Here is a 14846-nt window from a genome sequence, read left to right on the forward strand (position 1 = left end):
GTACTTTAACTACTGGCATATGCCTTTCACCTCAGGGGTTAATTCGTTAATGCTGGAACGTTAGTGAGCCAAACACTCATGTTCGGTCTCAAACCAGCTTGATCAAAAATGGTGCGGAATTTTAATCCGATCACACAGGCTTTGTAAAGCGTTTTGTTGAGTACAGTTTGCACAAAATTTGTTTGCAAGGCCAAGGCGCGGTAATATTGCGCCAATTTTGAATTATAGACAAACACATCCTAGGTAAACCATGCGCATTATTGGTATCGAAACCTCTTGTGATGAAACAGGCATTGCAATTTATGATGATGAGAAAGGACTGCTTTCCCATCAACTATATAGTCAGGTAAAACTGCACGCAGACTATGGCGGTGTAGTGCCAGAGCTTGCATCTCGAGATCACGTAAAGAAAACCATTCCTCTTATTAAAGCGGCAATGGCAGAAGCGAATCTCACACCGAAAGATATTGATGGTATTGCTTACACGGCGGGGCCAGGCTTAGTTGGCGCCCTGCTAGTGGGTGCGACTATTGGTCGTAGTATTGCCTATGCATGGGGGATTCCAGCGGTTCCAGTCCATCATATGGAAGGTCATTTGCTTGCTCCGATGTTAGAGGATAATCCTCCACCATTTCCGTTTGTTGCGGTGTTGGTTTCTGGTGGTCACTCTATGATGGTTGAAGTAAAAGGCATCGGCGAGTACACCATTTTGGGCGAATCGATTGATGATGCGGCAGGTGAGGCGTTTGATAAAACAGCGAAGCTAATGGGACTGGATTACCCTGGTGGTCCGTTATTGTCTAAGTTGGCAGAAAAGGGGACCCCAGGTCGCTTTAAATTCCCGCGTCCAATGACTGACCGCCCTGGCCTTGACATGAGTTTTTCAGGCTTGAAGACTTTTACAGCAAATACTATTGCTGCTAACGGTGACGATGAGCAAACTCGAGCAGATATTGCTCTAGCATTTGAAGAAGCTGTGTGTGCAACGTTAACTATTAAGTGTAAGCGTGCATTAGAGCAAACGGGCTTTAAGCGTATTGTTATTGCGGGTGGAGTAAGTGCTAACCGTCGTCTTCGCGCAGATTTAGAGCAATTAGCGAAGAAAATTGGCGGTGAGGTGTATTACCCTCGCACGGAGTTCTGTACAGATAACGGTGCAATGATTGCTTATGCGGGTATGCAGCGCTTGAAAAACGGCGAGGTGGCCGATCTTTCTGTTCAAGCGAAACCGCGTTGGCCAATTGATCAACTGGATCCGATCAAGTAAAGATCCCGCTGCTGTACAGTAAGGTCGCTCTCGTAGCGGCCTTTTGTTTATCAACTTCTTAAGTGTTCCGAGCTGTCAAAAATGTAATAAATGGTAAGCTCGCATTTTATAAAAATAACGAATGGATAAAACCATGGACAAATTTTTGATTGATGGCCGTCAAATGGCTTATCTAGATGTGGGCACTGGCCCAGTTGTTGTTTTTGGTCATAGCTACCTCTGGGACAGTGCGATGTGGGCGCCTCAAGTTGAAGTATTGAGTCAGCACTATCGATGTATCGTTCCAGAGTTATGGGCGCATGGCGAATCTGATGCAGCCCCAGAACAAACTCGTTCACTAACAGATTATGCCAAGCAGGTTGTGGCTCTGATGGATCACTTGGATATTGAGACGTTTTCTATAGTCGGTCTTTCTGTTGGTGGTATGTGGGGATGTGAAGTGGTTTCTCTTATACCGTCGCGTGTTGCTTCTCTGGTTCTTATGGATACTTTTGTTGGTTTGGAGCCGGAAGTTACCCATGCTAAATATTTTGGCATGTTAGATGCGATCTCCGCCGCCCAAATGATCCCAGAGCCGATTGTAGACGCGGTTACACCGCTGTTTTTCGCGAACAATGCGAACCAAGATAGCCCGGAATTAGTTCATCGTTTTCGCACTAAGCTGCAGAATTTAACGGGAGAATCGGCTGTTGAGACAGCACGAGTTGGTCGCATGGTATTTGGCCGTAGAGATCAAATTGAGGAAATTGAAAAGTTTGCTTTACCCGTACTGATTGCGGTTGGGCAAGAAGATATTCCAAGGCCAGTATTGGAGTCTTACTTGATGCACGATACGATTTCTGGCTCGCAACTGGTCCAAATACCAAAAGCGGGGCATATATCTAACTTGGAGCAACCAGAATTTGTGACCGGAATGCTGAACGACTTCTTAACCAAACATGCTCAATAAATGTAAGGCCTCATCATGAGGCCTTATTCAATTCTTGCTTCTTTTCGCCAATTTTAGGCTCTGCACCATCCAGTAATCGGCGAATGTTTTGGTGATGCCTAAAGACGATCAAACAGCACAACATCGCAACGGGTAGTGTGTATTGAGGTTTTATCATCCAAGTATATAAAGGTGCGAGCAGTACGGTGACGATGGCTGCGAGGGAAGAGTAGCGAAACAAAAAAGCGACCGCTAACCAAGTTGCGATGACCATAGCGGTAAAATCTAAACCGATAGGTGCAATAGCACCGAGCGCTGTGGCGACACCTTTTCCACCTTTGAAATGGAAAAATAGTGGGTACATATGACCCAAACATGCCGCAATTGCAATCACGCCTAGAATGACAGGATCAATTCCTAAAAAGAAAGCGCTCCAGACAGGAATGGTGCCTTTGAGCATATCGCATAGTAATACGGCGACGGCGGCCTTTTTCCCACCAATACGCAATACATTAGTCGCTCCTGGATTATTGGAACCCATTTTTCGAGGGTCAGGTAGGCGGAGCATACGACATATTAAAACCGCACTAGAGATCGAACCTAACAAGTAGGCAATGATGATCATTACAAGTGCTAATGGTGTCATATCAAGTTAACTCGTCTTTTGAGGTGTTTGTCAGGCAACTAATTGATATTATATCGAGCTTGCCGGCCTCAACAATAATGGTTTAGGCGATAGAATAGTACGACTTTTTGTCACAATTGGGTATCCGACCTCTAAAGGAAGTAACGCATGGATAAAGTATTTATCGAGCAGCTAGAAGTAATTACCACCATCGGTGTTTACGATTGGGAGCAAGAAATAAAGCAAAAATTAGTGCTTGATATTGAAATGGCTCATGACAACCGCCCTGCGGGTAAAAGTGATGACGTGGTGGATGCCCTGGATTATGCAGAGGTCAGCGGTGCTGTCTTAGCTCATATCGAAGGCGGTCGATTCCTATTAGTTGAGCGAGTAGCGGAAGAAATTGCTGAGCTGATTATGACTCAATTTAATGTCCCTTGGATTAAGATTCGTTTGACTAAACCGGGTGCGGTGCCTCAAGCGAAAGGGGTTGGTGTGATCATCGAGCGAGGCGCTGCATGATCACCGCTTATATTGGTGTTGGTTCCAATATTGAAAGGCGTAAACACATCCAGGCGGCGATCAAAGAACTTGGAATGCTCGGTAAAGAGTTGCGGCTTTCGACGGTATTTGAGTGCGAGGCGGTTGACTTTGAAAGTCATGCTTTTTACAACCTTGTCGTAGAAATGAAAACCTCGTTAGATTTAGCAGAATTTGCGCGACAGCTGCGTTTAATTGAGCTCAAATGGGGCCGCGCTGCGAATGCGGGAAAATATGAACCGCGTACCATTGATTTAGATATCATTTTATTTGGTGACCACGTTTCTGAAACCAAGCCTGAATTGCCTCGCAGCGACATATATAAATACGCTTTTGTTCTTCAGCCTTTGTTAGAGCTGTGTCCGTCTAGAGTGATTCCACTTGATGGTCGAAGCGTTGAACAGATTTGGCAGCAGTCTCAGTTTGATACTGCGTTGTTGCCTGTACCTTTATGGTTTAATCAATAATTTTAAGAGATTCTGATGAGTTATATTGAAGCCTTCCTTCTTGCATTGATTCAAGGCCTAACTGAGTTTTTGCCAATTTCTAGCTCGGCCCATTTGATTTTGCCGTCGGCAGTATTGGGGTGGGAAGACCAAGGATTAGCGTTTGATGTTGCCGTTCATGTCGGTACGTTGGCGGCGGTTATGATCTATTTTCGAAAAGAGGTTGTAACACTGTTAGGTGCGTTTTTCGCTTCAATCTTTAAGGGTGACCGAAGCAAAGAGGCTAAGTTTGCTTGGATGATCGTAATTGCGACGATCCCCGCATGCGTTTTAGGTCTGTTTTTAAAAGATTTTATCGAACTCTACTTGCGTAGTGCTTGGGTTATTGCGACAACTACCATTATATTCGGTTTACTGCTTTGGTATGTGGATCGAAATGCAAAGTTAGTCGCAGATGAATATGAGGCTGACTGGAAAAAAGCTCTTTTTGTCGGCTTAGCGCAAGCAATGGCATTGATTCCTGGTACCTCTCGCTCTGGTGCCACAATCACGGCAGCGCTTTATCTAGGTTTTACTCGTGAAGCAGCAGCACGTTTTTCATTCTTAATGTCGATTCCTATTATTTTACTTGCTGGTGGTTATTTAGGTTTGAAGTTGGTAACAAGCGGTGAACCTATCCACTTTGGCTTTTTAATGACGGGAATTATCACTTCATTTATCAGTGCTTACTTGTGTATTCACTTCTTCCTTAAGTTGATTTCACGCATGGGAATGACGCCATTTGTCATTTACCGACTGATTCTTGGGGTAGGCTTGTTTGGCTTCCTCATGATGAGTTAATAATTAAACGTTAAGAATAATCTTTCCAAAGGCCACATCGTCCAATCTCGCGCCCATGGCGACATTGTGATATATATGTGGTCTTTCTTTATCTCTCTTCTTTGAATCTACGTTATGCGAATTTTTGCACTGACTCTTCTTATCGTTTTAGGCTGGCTTCAGTTTGAGCTGTGGTTTGGCAAAAACGGAATTTCTGACTTTCAAGTTGTGAATGCAGATATCGAGGTTCAGCATCAGGTGAATGGTAATTTGCAAACACGCAATAGTGAAATGTTCGCTGAAATAGACGATCTACGCCAAGGCTTGGACGCTATTGAAGAGCGTGCTCGTCATGAGTTAGGAATGATCAAAGAAGGAGAAACTTTCTATCGTATTATCGGAGAGGATGACTAAGTGTCTGATCTCACACCGTCGGCGATCGTTGCTATCGTACCGGCAGCTGGTGTTGGTAGCCGTATGCAAGCTGACCGACCTAAGCAGTATCTGACTATCGAGGGCAAAACGGTACTTGAGCATACCGTAGAGAAGCTATTGTCTCATTCATTGATTTCTCGTGTCATTGTGGCAATTAGTGAGGGCGATCCCTATTACCCACGCTTAGCGCTGAGTCAGCGAGCAGATGTAATTCGAGTACCAGGAGGGAAAGAAAGAGCGGACTCTGTGCTATCTGGACTGAGTTATGTCTCTTTGCATAAGCTTTCTGATTGGGTGATGGTCCATGACGCTGCTAGGCCATGCGTGAGCTTAAATGACATAGACAGCCTTATTGCACAATCGATCACTCATGATTGCGGAGCGATTCTCGCCTCTCCTGTTCGAGATACGATGAAGCGAGCGAATGGTCAGCAAGAAATTGATCATACAGTAGAAAGGGAAGCTTTGTGGCATGCATTAACTCCACAGATGTTTAAAACCGAGCAATTGACTCAGGCTCTTTCTTCAGCCCTGTCTGAAGGTGTTGCCATTACTGATGAAGCCTCGGCACTAGAGTGGTTAGGAGAATCTCCCGCTTTGGTAAAGGGGAGTGCTGACAATATAAAAATTACTCAACCAGAAGATTTGGCACTTGCAGAGTTTTATCTAACGCGAAATAAAGGATAACGTATGATTCGAATTGGTCATGGCTTTGATGTTCACAAGTTTGGTGGGCAAGGCCCTGTTATTATTGGTGGTGTCGCAGTGCCTTATGAACAAGGACTGATCGCTCACTCAGATGGCGATGTTGCACTGCATGCATTATGTGATGCTTTGTTGGGTGCGATTGCTGCAGGTGATATTGGTCGCCACTTCCCAGATACAGATGATGAGTGGAAGGGGGCTGATAGCCGCGATTTATTACGTGATGTTTATCGCCGAGTAAAAGAGCAAGGTTATGTGCTCGGTAATGCTGATATCACGATTATGGCTCAAGCCCCTAAAATGGCACCGCATATTGGAGCTATGTGTGAAGTCATTGCACAAGATTTAGAAACAGATCTACGTAACGTCAATGTAAAAGCGACAACAACAGAGCGTTTGGGCTTTACAGGGCGTAAAGAAGGTATCGCTACAGAAGCGGTCGTATTACTTATTAAAAAATAACTCAGTTACATACCGTCTATGCTTTGTAAGTAGGCTGTGTGTAATGGAAATTGATATGTCTGATATTTTATCTTCACTGGCTTACCTAAATGGTAAACCAACAGCTACGGCAAAAATTAAAGCGCAACCTGAGCATTTTCAGGTGAATGAAGTTCTGGGTTATGGGTTTTCCGGTAGCGGTGAACACTTAATGGTGCGTATTCGAAAAACGGGTGAAAACACCAGCTTTGTTGCGAATGAGTTGGCGAAGGCATGTGGAGTAAAGTCAAAAGACGTCAGCTGGGCTGGATTGAAAGACCGCCATGCAGTGACTGAGCAATGGTTGAGTATTCATTTACCAAAAGGTGATACACCAGATTTCAGTGATTTTTTAGCTCAGTACCCAAGTATCGAAATTCTCGAAACGACACGCCATAACAAAAAGCTTCGCCCTGGTGAGCTCGCGGGTAATCAGTTCGTAGTTACGCTATCGGAAGTCAGTAATGTTGAAGATGTATTAAAGCGTCTCGAGTCTATCGCGATGACGGGAGTTCCAAACTACTTCGGCAGCCAACGATTTGGCAATCAAGGAAATAACCTTGAAGAGGCGCGACGCTGGGGCAAGGACAATGTTCGCACTCGCAATCAAAATAAACGCAGTCTGCTGTTATCAGCGGCCCGCTCTTGGATCTTCAATAACATCCTTTCAGAGCGTATTGAGCAAGGCTTGTTCAATGATGTTGTTGAGGGCGATCTAGTTCTTACGCAATCATCACTGGTTCAAGCTGAGGCTGCCAATCTTGCAGAGTTGAATGAAGAGTTAGCGAAAGGGCTGTTGGATATTACAGCAGCAATGGCGGGTGATAATGAATTGCCTACTCAAGCCAGAGCGCTGGAATTAGAGCAACCACATCTAGATGCTGAACCTGATTTGATGTCGCTTATTCGCGGAAATCGTATGCGTCACGATCGTCGAGCTATTTCATTGAAAGCCCAAGATCTAACCTGGCAGGCAGAAGGCGACAATGTGACATTGCGTTTCTCACTAGATGCTGGTTGTTTTGCCACTTCCATTGTTCGTGAGTTGGTCAATGAAATCGAAGTAGAACGAGTTTATTGATGGCTGATAAGAAATTAAAAGTTTTATTAAGCAATGATGATGGCGTGCATGCAGAAGGTATTCATGCATTATCTAAGAGCTTAAGAGATATTGCAGAGGTAACGATTGTTGCGCCCGACCGTAATCGTTCTGGCGCCTCTAATTCGTTGACATTAGAGCAGCCCTTGCGTGTAAATGAGATTTCTACCGGCGTCTTTTCTGTGCAAGGTACCCCAACGGACTGTGTTCACTTTGCACTAAATGAGCTGATGAAAGATGAGTTACCAGACTTGGTTTTATCGGGTATAAACCATGGCGCAAACCTTGGCGATGACGTCTTATATTCAGGTACGGTTGCGGCTGCAATGGAGGGGCATTTTCTCGGTGTGCAGTCGGTGGCTTTTTCTCTAGTTGGTAAGCAACATTTTGCTACTGCAGGGAGAATTGCTCGCCAGATAGTTGAGCAACATATGGAAAAGCCTATTCCTACTAATCGACTTCTTAACATCAATATCCCGGATTTGCCTTTTGAAGCATTGCAAGGTGTTGCTGTGACGCGTTTAGGTGCTCGTCATCACGCAGAAGCGATGATTAAGCAGCAAGATCCTCGAGGTCATGATATATACTGGCTTGGTCCACCTGGAAAGGAGCAAGATGCTGGCGAAGGTACGGACTTCTATGCGGTCGATCAAGGCTTTGTGTCCGTGACACCGCTACAGGTTGACCTAACGGCACATGAATCATTAACAAGCATGGATAATTGGTTGAAGGATCACTAAGCATGGCAAACCCACAAGCAGATAGATTGATCGACTTTCTAGTGGCAAGTGGTATTCGAAATTCAAACGTGTTGGAAGCGGTGCGATGCTTGCCTCGTGAACAGTTTGTTTCTCAGGCAATGATGCATCAAGCGTACGACAATAATGCGTTACCCATTGGTCAAGGCCAGACTATCTCTCAGCCTTATATTGTGGCAAAAATGACGGAAATTCTGGAACTTAGCCGAACAAGCAAAGTCTTAGAGGTAGGGACAGGTTCCGGTTATCAAACTGCGATCTTAGCTCAGTTAGTGGATCATGTATTCTCAATTGAACGCATTAAATCTTTACAATGGGAAGCCAAACGCCGTCTAAAACAGCTCGATATTTATAATGTATCGACGAAGCATGGGGACGGCTGGCAGGGGTGGTCAGTAAAGGCGCCTTTCGATGCGATTATAGTTACTGCTGCTGCAGAATCGGTACCTGAAGCTTTATTACATCAGCTAGCGGAAGGCGGTATTATGGTGATACCAGTTGGAACAGAAGACCAACAGTTATTAAAAATCACTCGTCAAGGTGACACCTTTTCGTCAGAAGTTGTAGAAGTTGTTCGTTTTGTGCCGCTCGTGGCAGGTGATCTCGCTTAGCAATGTCTTTTAAGTCTTTCTCTCTCCTAATCGTTGGTATTTGTGGTGTGCTTTCTGGGTGCGCTGCTCATTCCCCTGCGCCAGTTACAGGCTTAAAGAAAGATTATGACTCTGTTTCTCGCGGTAGTTATCGAGGCAGTTATTACGAAGTCGAGAAAGGGGATACGCTCTATTTTATAGCTTATGTCACAGATAAAGATGTAAATGAGATTATTCGTTACAACAAGTTGACAGCACCTTACACAATATATCCGGGTCAGAAGCTCAGACTGTGGAAACCTGCCTACACGCCGCCAGCCTATGGTGGAACTGGGGCCGGCGTTCCAGTCGTGGCTGTAGCCGCTACTCCTTCGACGCCTGCTGCGAATTCGAGCAAAAACTCAAATCAAAAGGTTACGCAACCTAGTTCACAAAATACTCAAAAGGTGGCGAAAAAAGAGCCTCCGAAGAAGGTTGAACAATCTAAACCAAAGGAGTATGTTAAACCTACTGGTAAACAAAATGTTAACAAGGTTGTCAGCAGTGAACAGCCTAAAAACAATAAAGTTTCCAAATGGTTATGGCCAACTAAAGGGAGAGTGATCAAAAACTTTTCTGCTGGAGACCAAGGGAATAAAGGCATCGACATTGCAGGACAGCGAGGTCAGCCGATAGTCTCAACAGCAGGTGGCACCGTCGTTTATTCGGGAAATGCGTTACGAGGTTACGGCAATCTTGTGATTGTAAAACATAACGATAACTACTTAAGCGCATACGCTCATAATGACCGGTTGCTAGTACACGAAGGACAGAGTGTAAAAGCAGGCCAAAAAATAGCAACAATGGGCAGCTCTGGAGCCAACAGTGTTCGATTACACTTTGAAATTCGCTATCAAGGTAAGTCAGTGAATCCAAAACGCTACTTGCCGTAATAATTTACTGACAAGGTAAAATAGCGACATTAGACGTAGTAATGTCTTGCTAGCTCGCCAGGGGGAGGCGCTATGAGTATCAGCAATGCAGCAACGAAAGTCGAAGAATTTGAAGTTGGACAAGGTAATGCAGAAGCATTCGACTCTGACCGAGAATTGAAAACCACTAAACCTACAGCCGCTGAAGAAAGCAAAGACAAGGAAGAATTTGATGCTTCAGCCAAAAGCCTTGATGCCACCCAGCTTTATTTGGGTGAGATCGGCTTTTCACCACTACTAACTGCGGAAGAAGAAGTTCTTTATGCTCGTCGTGCTCTAAGAGGTGATGAAGCAGCAAGAAAACGAATGATTGAAAGTAATTTGCGCCTGGTGGTGAAAATTTCGCGTCGATACAGTAATCGAGGTCTCGCACTATTAGATCTTATCGAAGAAGGTAACCTAGGCCTTATTCGAGCAGTAGAGAAATTTGACCCAGAGCGTGGTTTCCGCTTCTCTACTTATGCCACTTGGTGGATCCGTCAAACCATTGAACGTGCGCTAATGAACCAAACTCGCACTATTCGCCTACCAATTCATGTAGTTAAAGAGCTTAACATTTACTTACGCACAGCTCGTGAGCTTTCGCAAAAACTGGATCATGAACCTACTGCTGAAGAAATTGCGACACAGTTAGATAAGCCAGTGGATGACGTAAGTAAGATGCTTCGCCTGAATGAGCGCATCAGCTCAGTGGATACACCTATTGGTGGTGACGGTGAAAAGGCACTTTTAGATATTATCCCGGATGTAAATAATTCAGATCCAGAAGTATCAACTCAAGACGACGACATTAAAAATTCACTGATTCACTGGCTAGATGAGCTTAACCCTAAGCAGAAAGAAGTTTTAGCACGCCGCTTTGGGCTTTTAGGCTATGAGCCTTCTACACTCGAAGAAGTAGGGCGTGAGATTAATCTAACTCGTGAACGTGTTCGTCAAATTCAAGTTGAAGGTCTACGCCGCTTAAGAGAGATTCTTATTAAGCAAGGTCTCAGCATGGAGAGCCTATTCAGTGTGACAGAAGACTAATTAGTGAGAAAAGTTAAAAAGCCTTGGCTGAGCCAAGGCTTTTTTGATCCTAATACTGTAATTAGCTTCTCAACTTAGGAAAAACTCGAACTGACTTAATTCGGTTTTCCTCTAGTTCGACGATTTCCATTGGGTGACCAGAAACTTGGACACTTAAGTGACTTTCTGGAATATCTTCTAAGTGTTCTAAAATGAGCCCGTTTAATGTTCTAGGCCCATCTGTTGGTAACTTCCACTTTAAGCCTTTGTTAATATCACGGATGTTGGCACTGCCATCAATCAAGAAGCTACCGTCTCCTTGAGGAGTAATTTCTTCTGAAAGGCTAGGTGCAATCGAGGTGGTAAACTCCCCGACGATCTCTTCGAGAATATCTTCAAGCGTGATCAAACCGATAATGTCACCATACTCGTCTACGATAAGGCCAATACGCTGTTTATTGCGCTGAAACTTGAGAAGCTGCACATTCAAAGGTGTGCTTTCTGGAATGAAGTAGACCTCATCTGCAGCACGTAACAATGTCTCTTTAGTGAACTCATTCTTCTCTAGCATTAGACGGTAAGATTCGCGCAAACGAAGCATGCCAACCACTTCATCTATTTGGTCTCGATAAAGCACTACTCGACCATGAGGTGAATGGGTCAATTGGCGAACAATAGATTTCCAGTCATCGTTAATGTCTATCCCCGTTATTTCATTGCGAGGAACCATGATGTCATTCACCGTGACATTCTCCAGATCCAAGATTGAGATCAACATGTCTTGGTGGCGTCTTGGGATCAAGCTACCTGCTTCATTAACTACTGTTCTTAGTTCTTCAGAACTTAAATGGTCGTCTCCACCATGATCCGCTTTAATGCCTAGCAAGCGAATGAAGCCATTAGTAATAAAGTTCACTAGCATGACGAGAGGGGAAAGTAGCTTCATCAAAATGGTTAGAACAATACTACTCGCGTAGGAAACCCGTTCAGGATAAAGCGAAGCGAGAGTTTTTGGTGTCACTTCAGCGAAGACAAGTACAACCAAAGTGAGTGCGCCGGTTGCAATTGCGACACCGAGATCACCGTAAAGGCGCATACCTAGGATAGTGGCGATAGCAGAAGCAAGAATATTAACGAGGTTATTGCCGATAAGAATAAGACCTATCAATCGGTCTGGGCGATCGAGTAGTTTCTCTACCCGTTTTGCACCTTTATGCCCATTATTGGCGAGATGCTTTAAGCGGTAGCGGTTCAAAGACATCATCCCTGTCTCTGAGCCCGAAAAATATCCTGAAATTACGATAAGACACGCGAGTAGCGCAAATAAGATACCCGTTGATATGTCGTCCAAAGCTTATCTTTTCCTTGTAGTGTTTGGTTAATTTATGACCTAATTATTATGCTAAGTCAATTATGAATAAGGTAGGGTGTATTGTAAAAGAAAGGTGCATCTGATGCACCTTTGGCTCGTGGTTAGCTCAGAATTATCTCGCGAACAAATCGACTACCGAAATAAGCGAGTGTAAGTAATGTTGCTCCAGCAACGGCAAACCAAGTTATCTTACGTCCACGCCAACCTTTTTGATAATGACCCCAAAGTAGGGTGGTGTATATCAGCCAAGCAATAAATGAAAGGATACCTTTATGTGCTTTACCTTGAGCAAACATATCTTGGACAAAAACAAAGCCTGTTACTAACGTGCCAGTTAATAACAAAGTACCCAGCAGTATGATATTAAACAGTTGACGCTCTACCATTAATAGCGGCGGTAGATTCGGGTTGATAGCCAGTGCTTTCTTTGCTTTCAATTTATGATCTAGCCAAGCGAGTTGGAGCGCATATAACGCACCAATGGTTAGCGTGGAATATGAGAATAACGCTAGCGAGATATGAATGAGTAATTTCGGGTCTTGTTCTAAATGCGTAATAAACGTGCTGGGTAGAAAAGCGGCTGCACTGAGGTTAATCGCCGAAAAACTGTAGACAACTGGAAGCAAAAACCACAGCCGAGTCTTAAGCATGGCGATGCTCATAACCAAGGAGATAATAAAGCTAATCAAAGAAGCAACGTTAAGGATACTCAGGTTTTGTCCTGAAGCTTCAATAATAAGGTCACTCAATAACCAAGCATGAAAAGCCAGCGCTAAAAAAGCACTTACGAAAACGGTTTTAGCTCGAATACCGGTTTGATTTACAAGCCCTGGTATGATTGTCGCTATTGCTAAAAAATAGAGTATTGCAGCAACAACGGCGATTAAGTTGTCCATGGTTCTCTATAAGCTGGTGGATTTTTAACAAATTATACCCTGCATCAACGACTTGAGCTATGACTTATCACCTTCATTTGCGTGACATGAGATGTCAAATGTTGTTAATGCAGTGTCCAGTCTGGGTTGGCTAAGGTATAATCACGTTAATTGTCGCTAAAATTAACGGGCGAAACCTGTTAGTGATCGCCTAAGTAAGAGACTTAAGATGTTTGAGAATTTAACGGATCGATTGTCCAAAACGCTGAAGAATATCAGCGGTAAAGGTCGCCTGACCGAGGACAACATTAAAGATACGCTACGTGAAGTGCGTATGGCGCTTTTGGAAGCGGACGTTGCGCTTCCGGTTGTTCGCGATTTTATTAAGCGAGTAAAAGAGGCTGCGGTAGGAGTTGAGGTTTCTAAATCTCTAACACCGGGTCAAGAGTTTATTAAGATCGTTCAAACCGAGCTTGAAGCAGTAATGGGGGAGTCAAATGAGGCTCTGAACCTCGCTGCTCAGCCACCGGCAGTGATCTTGATGGCAGGTCTACAAGGTGCGGGTAAAACCACATCGGTAGGTAAGCTTTCTAAGTTGCTTAAAGAGCGTGAAAAGAAGAAAGTACTAGTTGTTTCTGCCGACGTTTACCGTCCTGCGGCAATCAAACAGCTTGAAACGCTAGCATCAGATATCGGCGTTGACTTCTTCCCGTCAAGTGCTGATCAAAAACCAATCGATATCGCTAATGCTGCCATCGATCATGCGAAGAAGAAATTCTATGACGTCTTGGTTGTCGATACTGCAGGTCGTTTAGCTATTGATGAGCAGATGATGGGTGAAATCAAAGAGCTCCATTCTGCGATTACACCAGTTGAGACACTGTTTGTTGTTGATGCAATGACAGGTCAAGACGCGGCAAACACAGCAAAGGCATTTGGTGATGCTTTACCTTTAACGGGTGTCATCCTAACTAAAGTGGATGGTGATGCTCGTGGTGGTGCGGCGCTATCTGTTCGTCATATCACGGGTAAACCGATCAAATTCCTAGGTGTTGGTGAAAAAACGGATGCACTAGAACCGTTCCATCCTGATCGTGTAGCGTCACGCATTCTTGGTATGGGTGACGTACTGTCGTTGATAGAAGACCTTCAGCGCAATGTCGATACCGAAAAAGCAGAGAAGCTTGCTAAAAAGTTCAAAGAGAAAAAAGGCTTTGACCTTGAAGACTTCCGTGAACAGCTTGGCCAAATGCAAAACATGGGTGGCATGATGGGCATGATGGATAAGTTGCCAGGTATGAGTAACTTACCAGATAACGTGAAAGATAAAGTTGACGACAAGATGTTCAAGCAGATGGAAGCGATCATCAACTCGATGACGATGAAAGAGCGTCAGCGCCCAGAGCTGATTAAAGGTTCACGTAAAAAGCGTATTGCTGCAGGTTCTGGTACGCAGGTTCAAGATGTTAACCGTCTACTCAAGCAGTTCACCCAAATGCAGAAAATGATGAAGAAAATGCAGAAAGGTGGCATGAAGGGCATGATGCGCAACATGCAAGGCATGATGGGCGGCATGGGAGGAATGGGCGGTGGCGGTTTCAATCCGTTTGGCCGTTAAATCAGACCAGCAATAAAAATTTCAAGGTGTTAGCTGCGTCACAAACTTAAGTTTCGTTTTATGTTGGTGAAAAAGTAGCTAAAGACCTTGCATTGCTCCGGAATAAGAGTAAAATTCCGGAGCTTTATTTTGGCACGAGCCCCAAATCATTTAGCGATAAATGGTTTCTGGGGTTAATTTTATTTTTGAGAAAGCAAAGAGGACGACATGGTAACCATTCGTTTGGCACGTCACGGCGCTAAGAAGCGTCCATTTTATCAAATCGTAGTAGCGGACAGCCGCAATGCAGCAACTGGCCGTTTCATCGAGA

General features: G+C 44.3%; 18 protein-coding genes. 15 read left to right on the plus strand and 3 right to left on the minus strand.

Going from position 1 to position 14846, the window contains the following annotated elements; translation table 11 throughout:
- The first annotated feature begins 250 nt into the window (after positions 1 to 250).
- The gene (gene tsaD / locus AC4MRV_RS19730; protein WP_491189014.1) at positions 251 to 1267 is read left to right on the plus strand and encodes a tRNA (adenosine(37)-N6)-threonylcarbamoyltransferase complex transferase subunit TsaD; all 1017 of its coding nucleotides are present in this window, start codon (positions 251 to 253) and stop codon (positions 1265 to 1267) included.
- Between the two features lie 133 nt (positions 1268 to 1400).
- On the plus strand, positions 1401 to 2216 hold the full coding sequence (locus AC4MRV_RS19735) for an alpha/beta fold hydrolase (RefSeq protein WP_491189015.1): 816 nt from the start codon (positions 1401 to 1403) through the stop codon (positions 2214 to 2216).
- 13 nt (positions 2217 to 2229) lie between these two features.
- On the opposite strand, the gene plsY is transcribed toward AC4MRV_RS19735, so the two are convergent.
- Complete coding sequence (gene plsY, locus AC4MRV_RS19740; RefSeq protein WP_491189016.1) at positions 2230 to 2841, minus strand: glycerol-3-phosphate 1-O-acyltransferase PlsY; 612 nt, start codon at positions 2839 to 2841, stop codon at positions 2230 to 2232.
- Positions 2842 to 2988: 147 nt separating this feature from the next.
- On the opposite strand from plsY, the gene folB reads away from it, so the two are divergent.
- The 11 genes from folB to rpoS all read left to right on the plus strand — a co-directional run bounded on the left by folB (position 2989) and on the right by rpoS (position 10692).
- Complete coding sequence (gene folB / locus AC4MRV_RS19745; RefSeq protein WP_491189017.1) at positions 2989 to 3342, plus strand: bifunctional dihydroneopterin aldolase/7,8-dihydroneopterin epimerase; 354 nt, start codon at positions 2989 to 2991, stop codon at positions 3340 to 3342.
- Positions 3339 to 3827 (plus strand): 2-amino-4-hydroxy-6-hydroxymethyldihydropteridine diphosphokinase, encoded by a 489-nt coding sequence (folK, locus tag AC4MRV_RS19750; protein WP_491189018.1) that lies wholly within the window; start codon positions 3339 to 3341, stop codon positions 3825 to 3827. Before folB ends, folK begins: the two co-directional genes overlap by 4 nt.
- Before the next feature lie 15 nt (positions 3828 to 3842).
- Positions 3843 to 4646, plus strand: coding sequence for an undecaprenyl-diphosphate phosphatase (locus AC4MRV_RS19755; protein ID WP_491189019.1), 804 nt, complete (start codon positions 3843 to 3845; stop codon positions 4644 to 4646).
- Between the two features lie 114 nt (positions 4647 to 4760).
- Positions 4761 to 5039 carry a cell division protein FtsB gene (gene ftsB, locus AC4MRV_RS19760; RefSeq protein WP_491189020.1) on the plus strand — a complete coding sequence of 93 codons (279 nt, stop codon included), beginning with the start codon at positions 4761 to 4763 and terminating at the stop codon, positions 5037 to 5039.
- Positions 5040 to 5747: a 2-C-methyl-D-erythritol 4-phosphate cytidylyltransferase gene (ispD, locus tag AC4MRV_RS19765; protein WP_491189021.1), complete on the plus strand. Its 708-nt coding sequence runs from the start codon at positions 5040 to 5042 to the stop codon at positions 5745 to 5747.
- A gap of 3 nt (positions 5748 to 5750) precedes the next feature.
- Positions 5751 to 6227 carry a 2-C-methyl-D-erythritol 2,4-cyclodiphosphate synthase gene (gene ispF / locus AC4MRV_RS19770; RefSeq protein ID WP_491189022.1) on the plus strand — a complete coding sequence of 159 codons (477 nt, stop codon included), beginning with the start codon at positions 5751 to 5753 and terminating at the stop codon, positions 6225 to 6227.
- A 55-nt stretch (positions 6228 to 6282) separates the two neighbouring features.
- Positions 6283 to 7326, plus strand: a complete 1044-nt coding sequence (truD, locus tag AC4MRV_RS19775; RefSeq protein WP_491189023.1) for a tRNA pseudouridine(13) synthase TruD — start codon at positions 6283 to 6285, stop codon at positions 7324 to 7326.
- The gene (surE, locus tag AC4MRV_RS19780) at positions 7326 to 8084 is read left to right on the plus strand and encodes a 5'/3'-nucleotidase SurE (RefSeq protein WP_491189024.1); all 759 of its coding nucleotides are present in this window, start codon (positions 7326 to 7328) and stop codon (positions 8082 to 8084) included. The genes truD and surE overlap by 1 nt, the downstream gene beginning before the upstream one ends.
- 2 nt (positions 8085 to 8086) lie before the next feature.
- Positions 8087 to 8713, plus strand: a complete 627-nt coding sequence (locus AC4MRV_RS19785) for a protein-L-isoaspartate(D-aspartate) O-methyltransferase (RefSeq protein WP_491189025.1) — start codon at positions 8087 to 8089, stop codon at positions 8711 to 8713.
- A gap of 2 nt (positions 8714 to 8715) precedes the next feature.
- On the plus strand, positions 8716 to 9624 hold the full coding sequence (locus AC4MRV_RS19790; protein ID WP_491189026.1) for a peptidoglycan DD-metalloendopeptidase family protein: 909 nt from the start codon (positions 8716 to 8718) through the stop codon (positions 9622 to 9624).
- 72 nt (positions 9625 to 9696) lie between these two features.
- Positions 9697 to 10692 (plus strand): RNA polymerase sigma factor RpoS, encoded by a 996-nt coding sequence (gene rpoS / locus AC4MRV_RS19795; protein WP_491189027.1) that lies wholly within the window; start codon positions 9697 to 9699, stop codon positions 10690 to 10692.
- 61 nt (positions 10693 to 10753) lie between these two features.
- Here the strand turns inward: rpoS and AC4MRV_RS19800 are convergent, their stop codons facing one another.
- Positions 10754 to 12022 (minus strand): HlyC/CorC family transporter, encoded by a 1269-nt coding sequence (locus tag AC4MRV_RS19800; RefSeq protein ID WP_491189028.1) that lies wholly within the window; start codon positions 12020 to 12022, stop codon positions 10754 to 10756.
- 122 nt (positions 12023 to 12144) lie between these two features.
- Positions 12145 to 12939, minus strand: a complete 795-nt coding sequence (locus AC4MRV_RS19805; RefSeq protein WP_491189029.1) for a cytochrome C assembly family protein — start codon at positions 12937 to 12939, stop codon at positions 12145 to 12147.
- A gap of 208 nt (positions 12940 to 13147) precedes the next feature.
- On the opposite strand from AC4MRV_RS19805, the gene ffh reads away from it, so the two are divergent.
- The gene (gene ffh / locus AC4MRV_RS19810) at positions 13148 to 14536 is read left to right on the plus strand and encodes a signal recognition particle protein (RefSeq protein WP_491189030.1); all 1389 of its coding nucleotides are present in this window, start codon (positions 13148 to 13150) and stop codon (positions 14534 to 14536) included.
- 207 nt (positions 14537 to 14743) lie between these two features.
- A partial coding sequence (locus AC4MRV_RS19815) for a small ribosomal subunit protein bS16 (RefSeq protein ID WP_491189031.1) occupies positions 14744 to 14846 on the plus strand: 103 nt, incomplete at its 3' end.

The organism is Vibrio sp., from assembly GCF_984391705.1.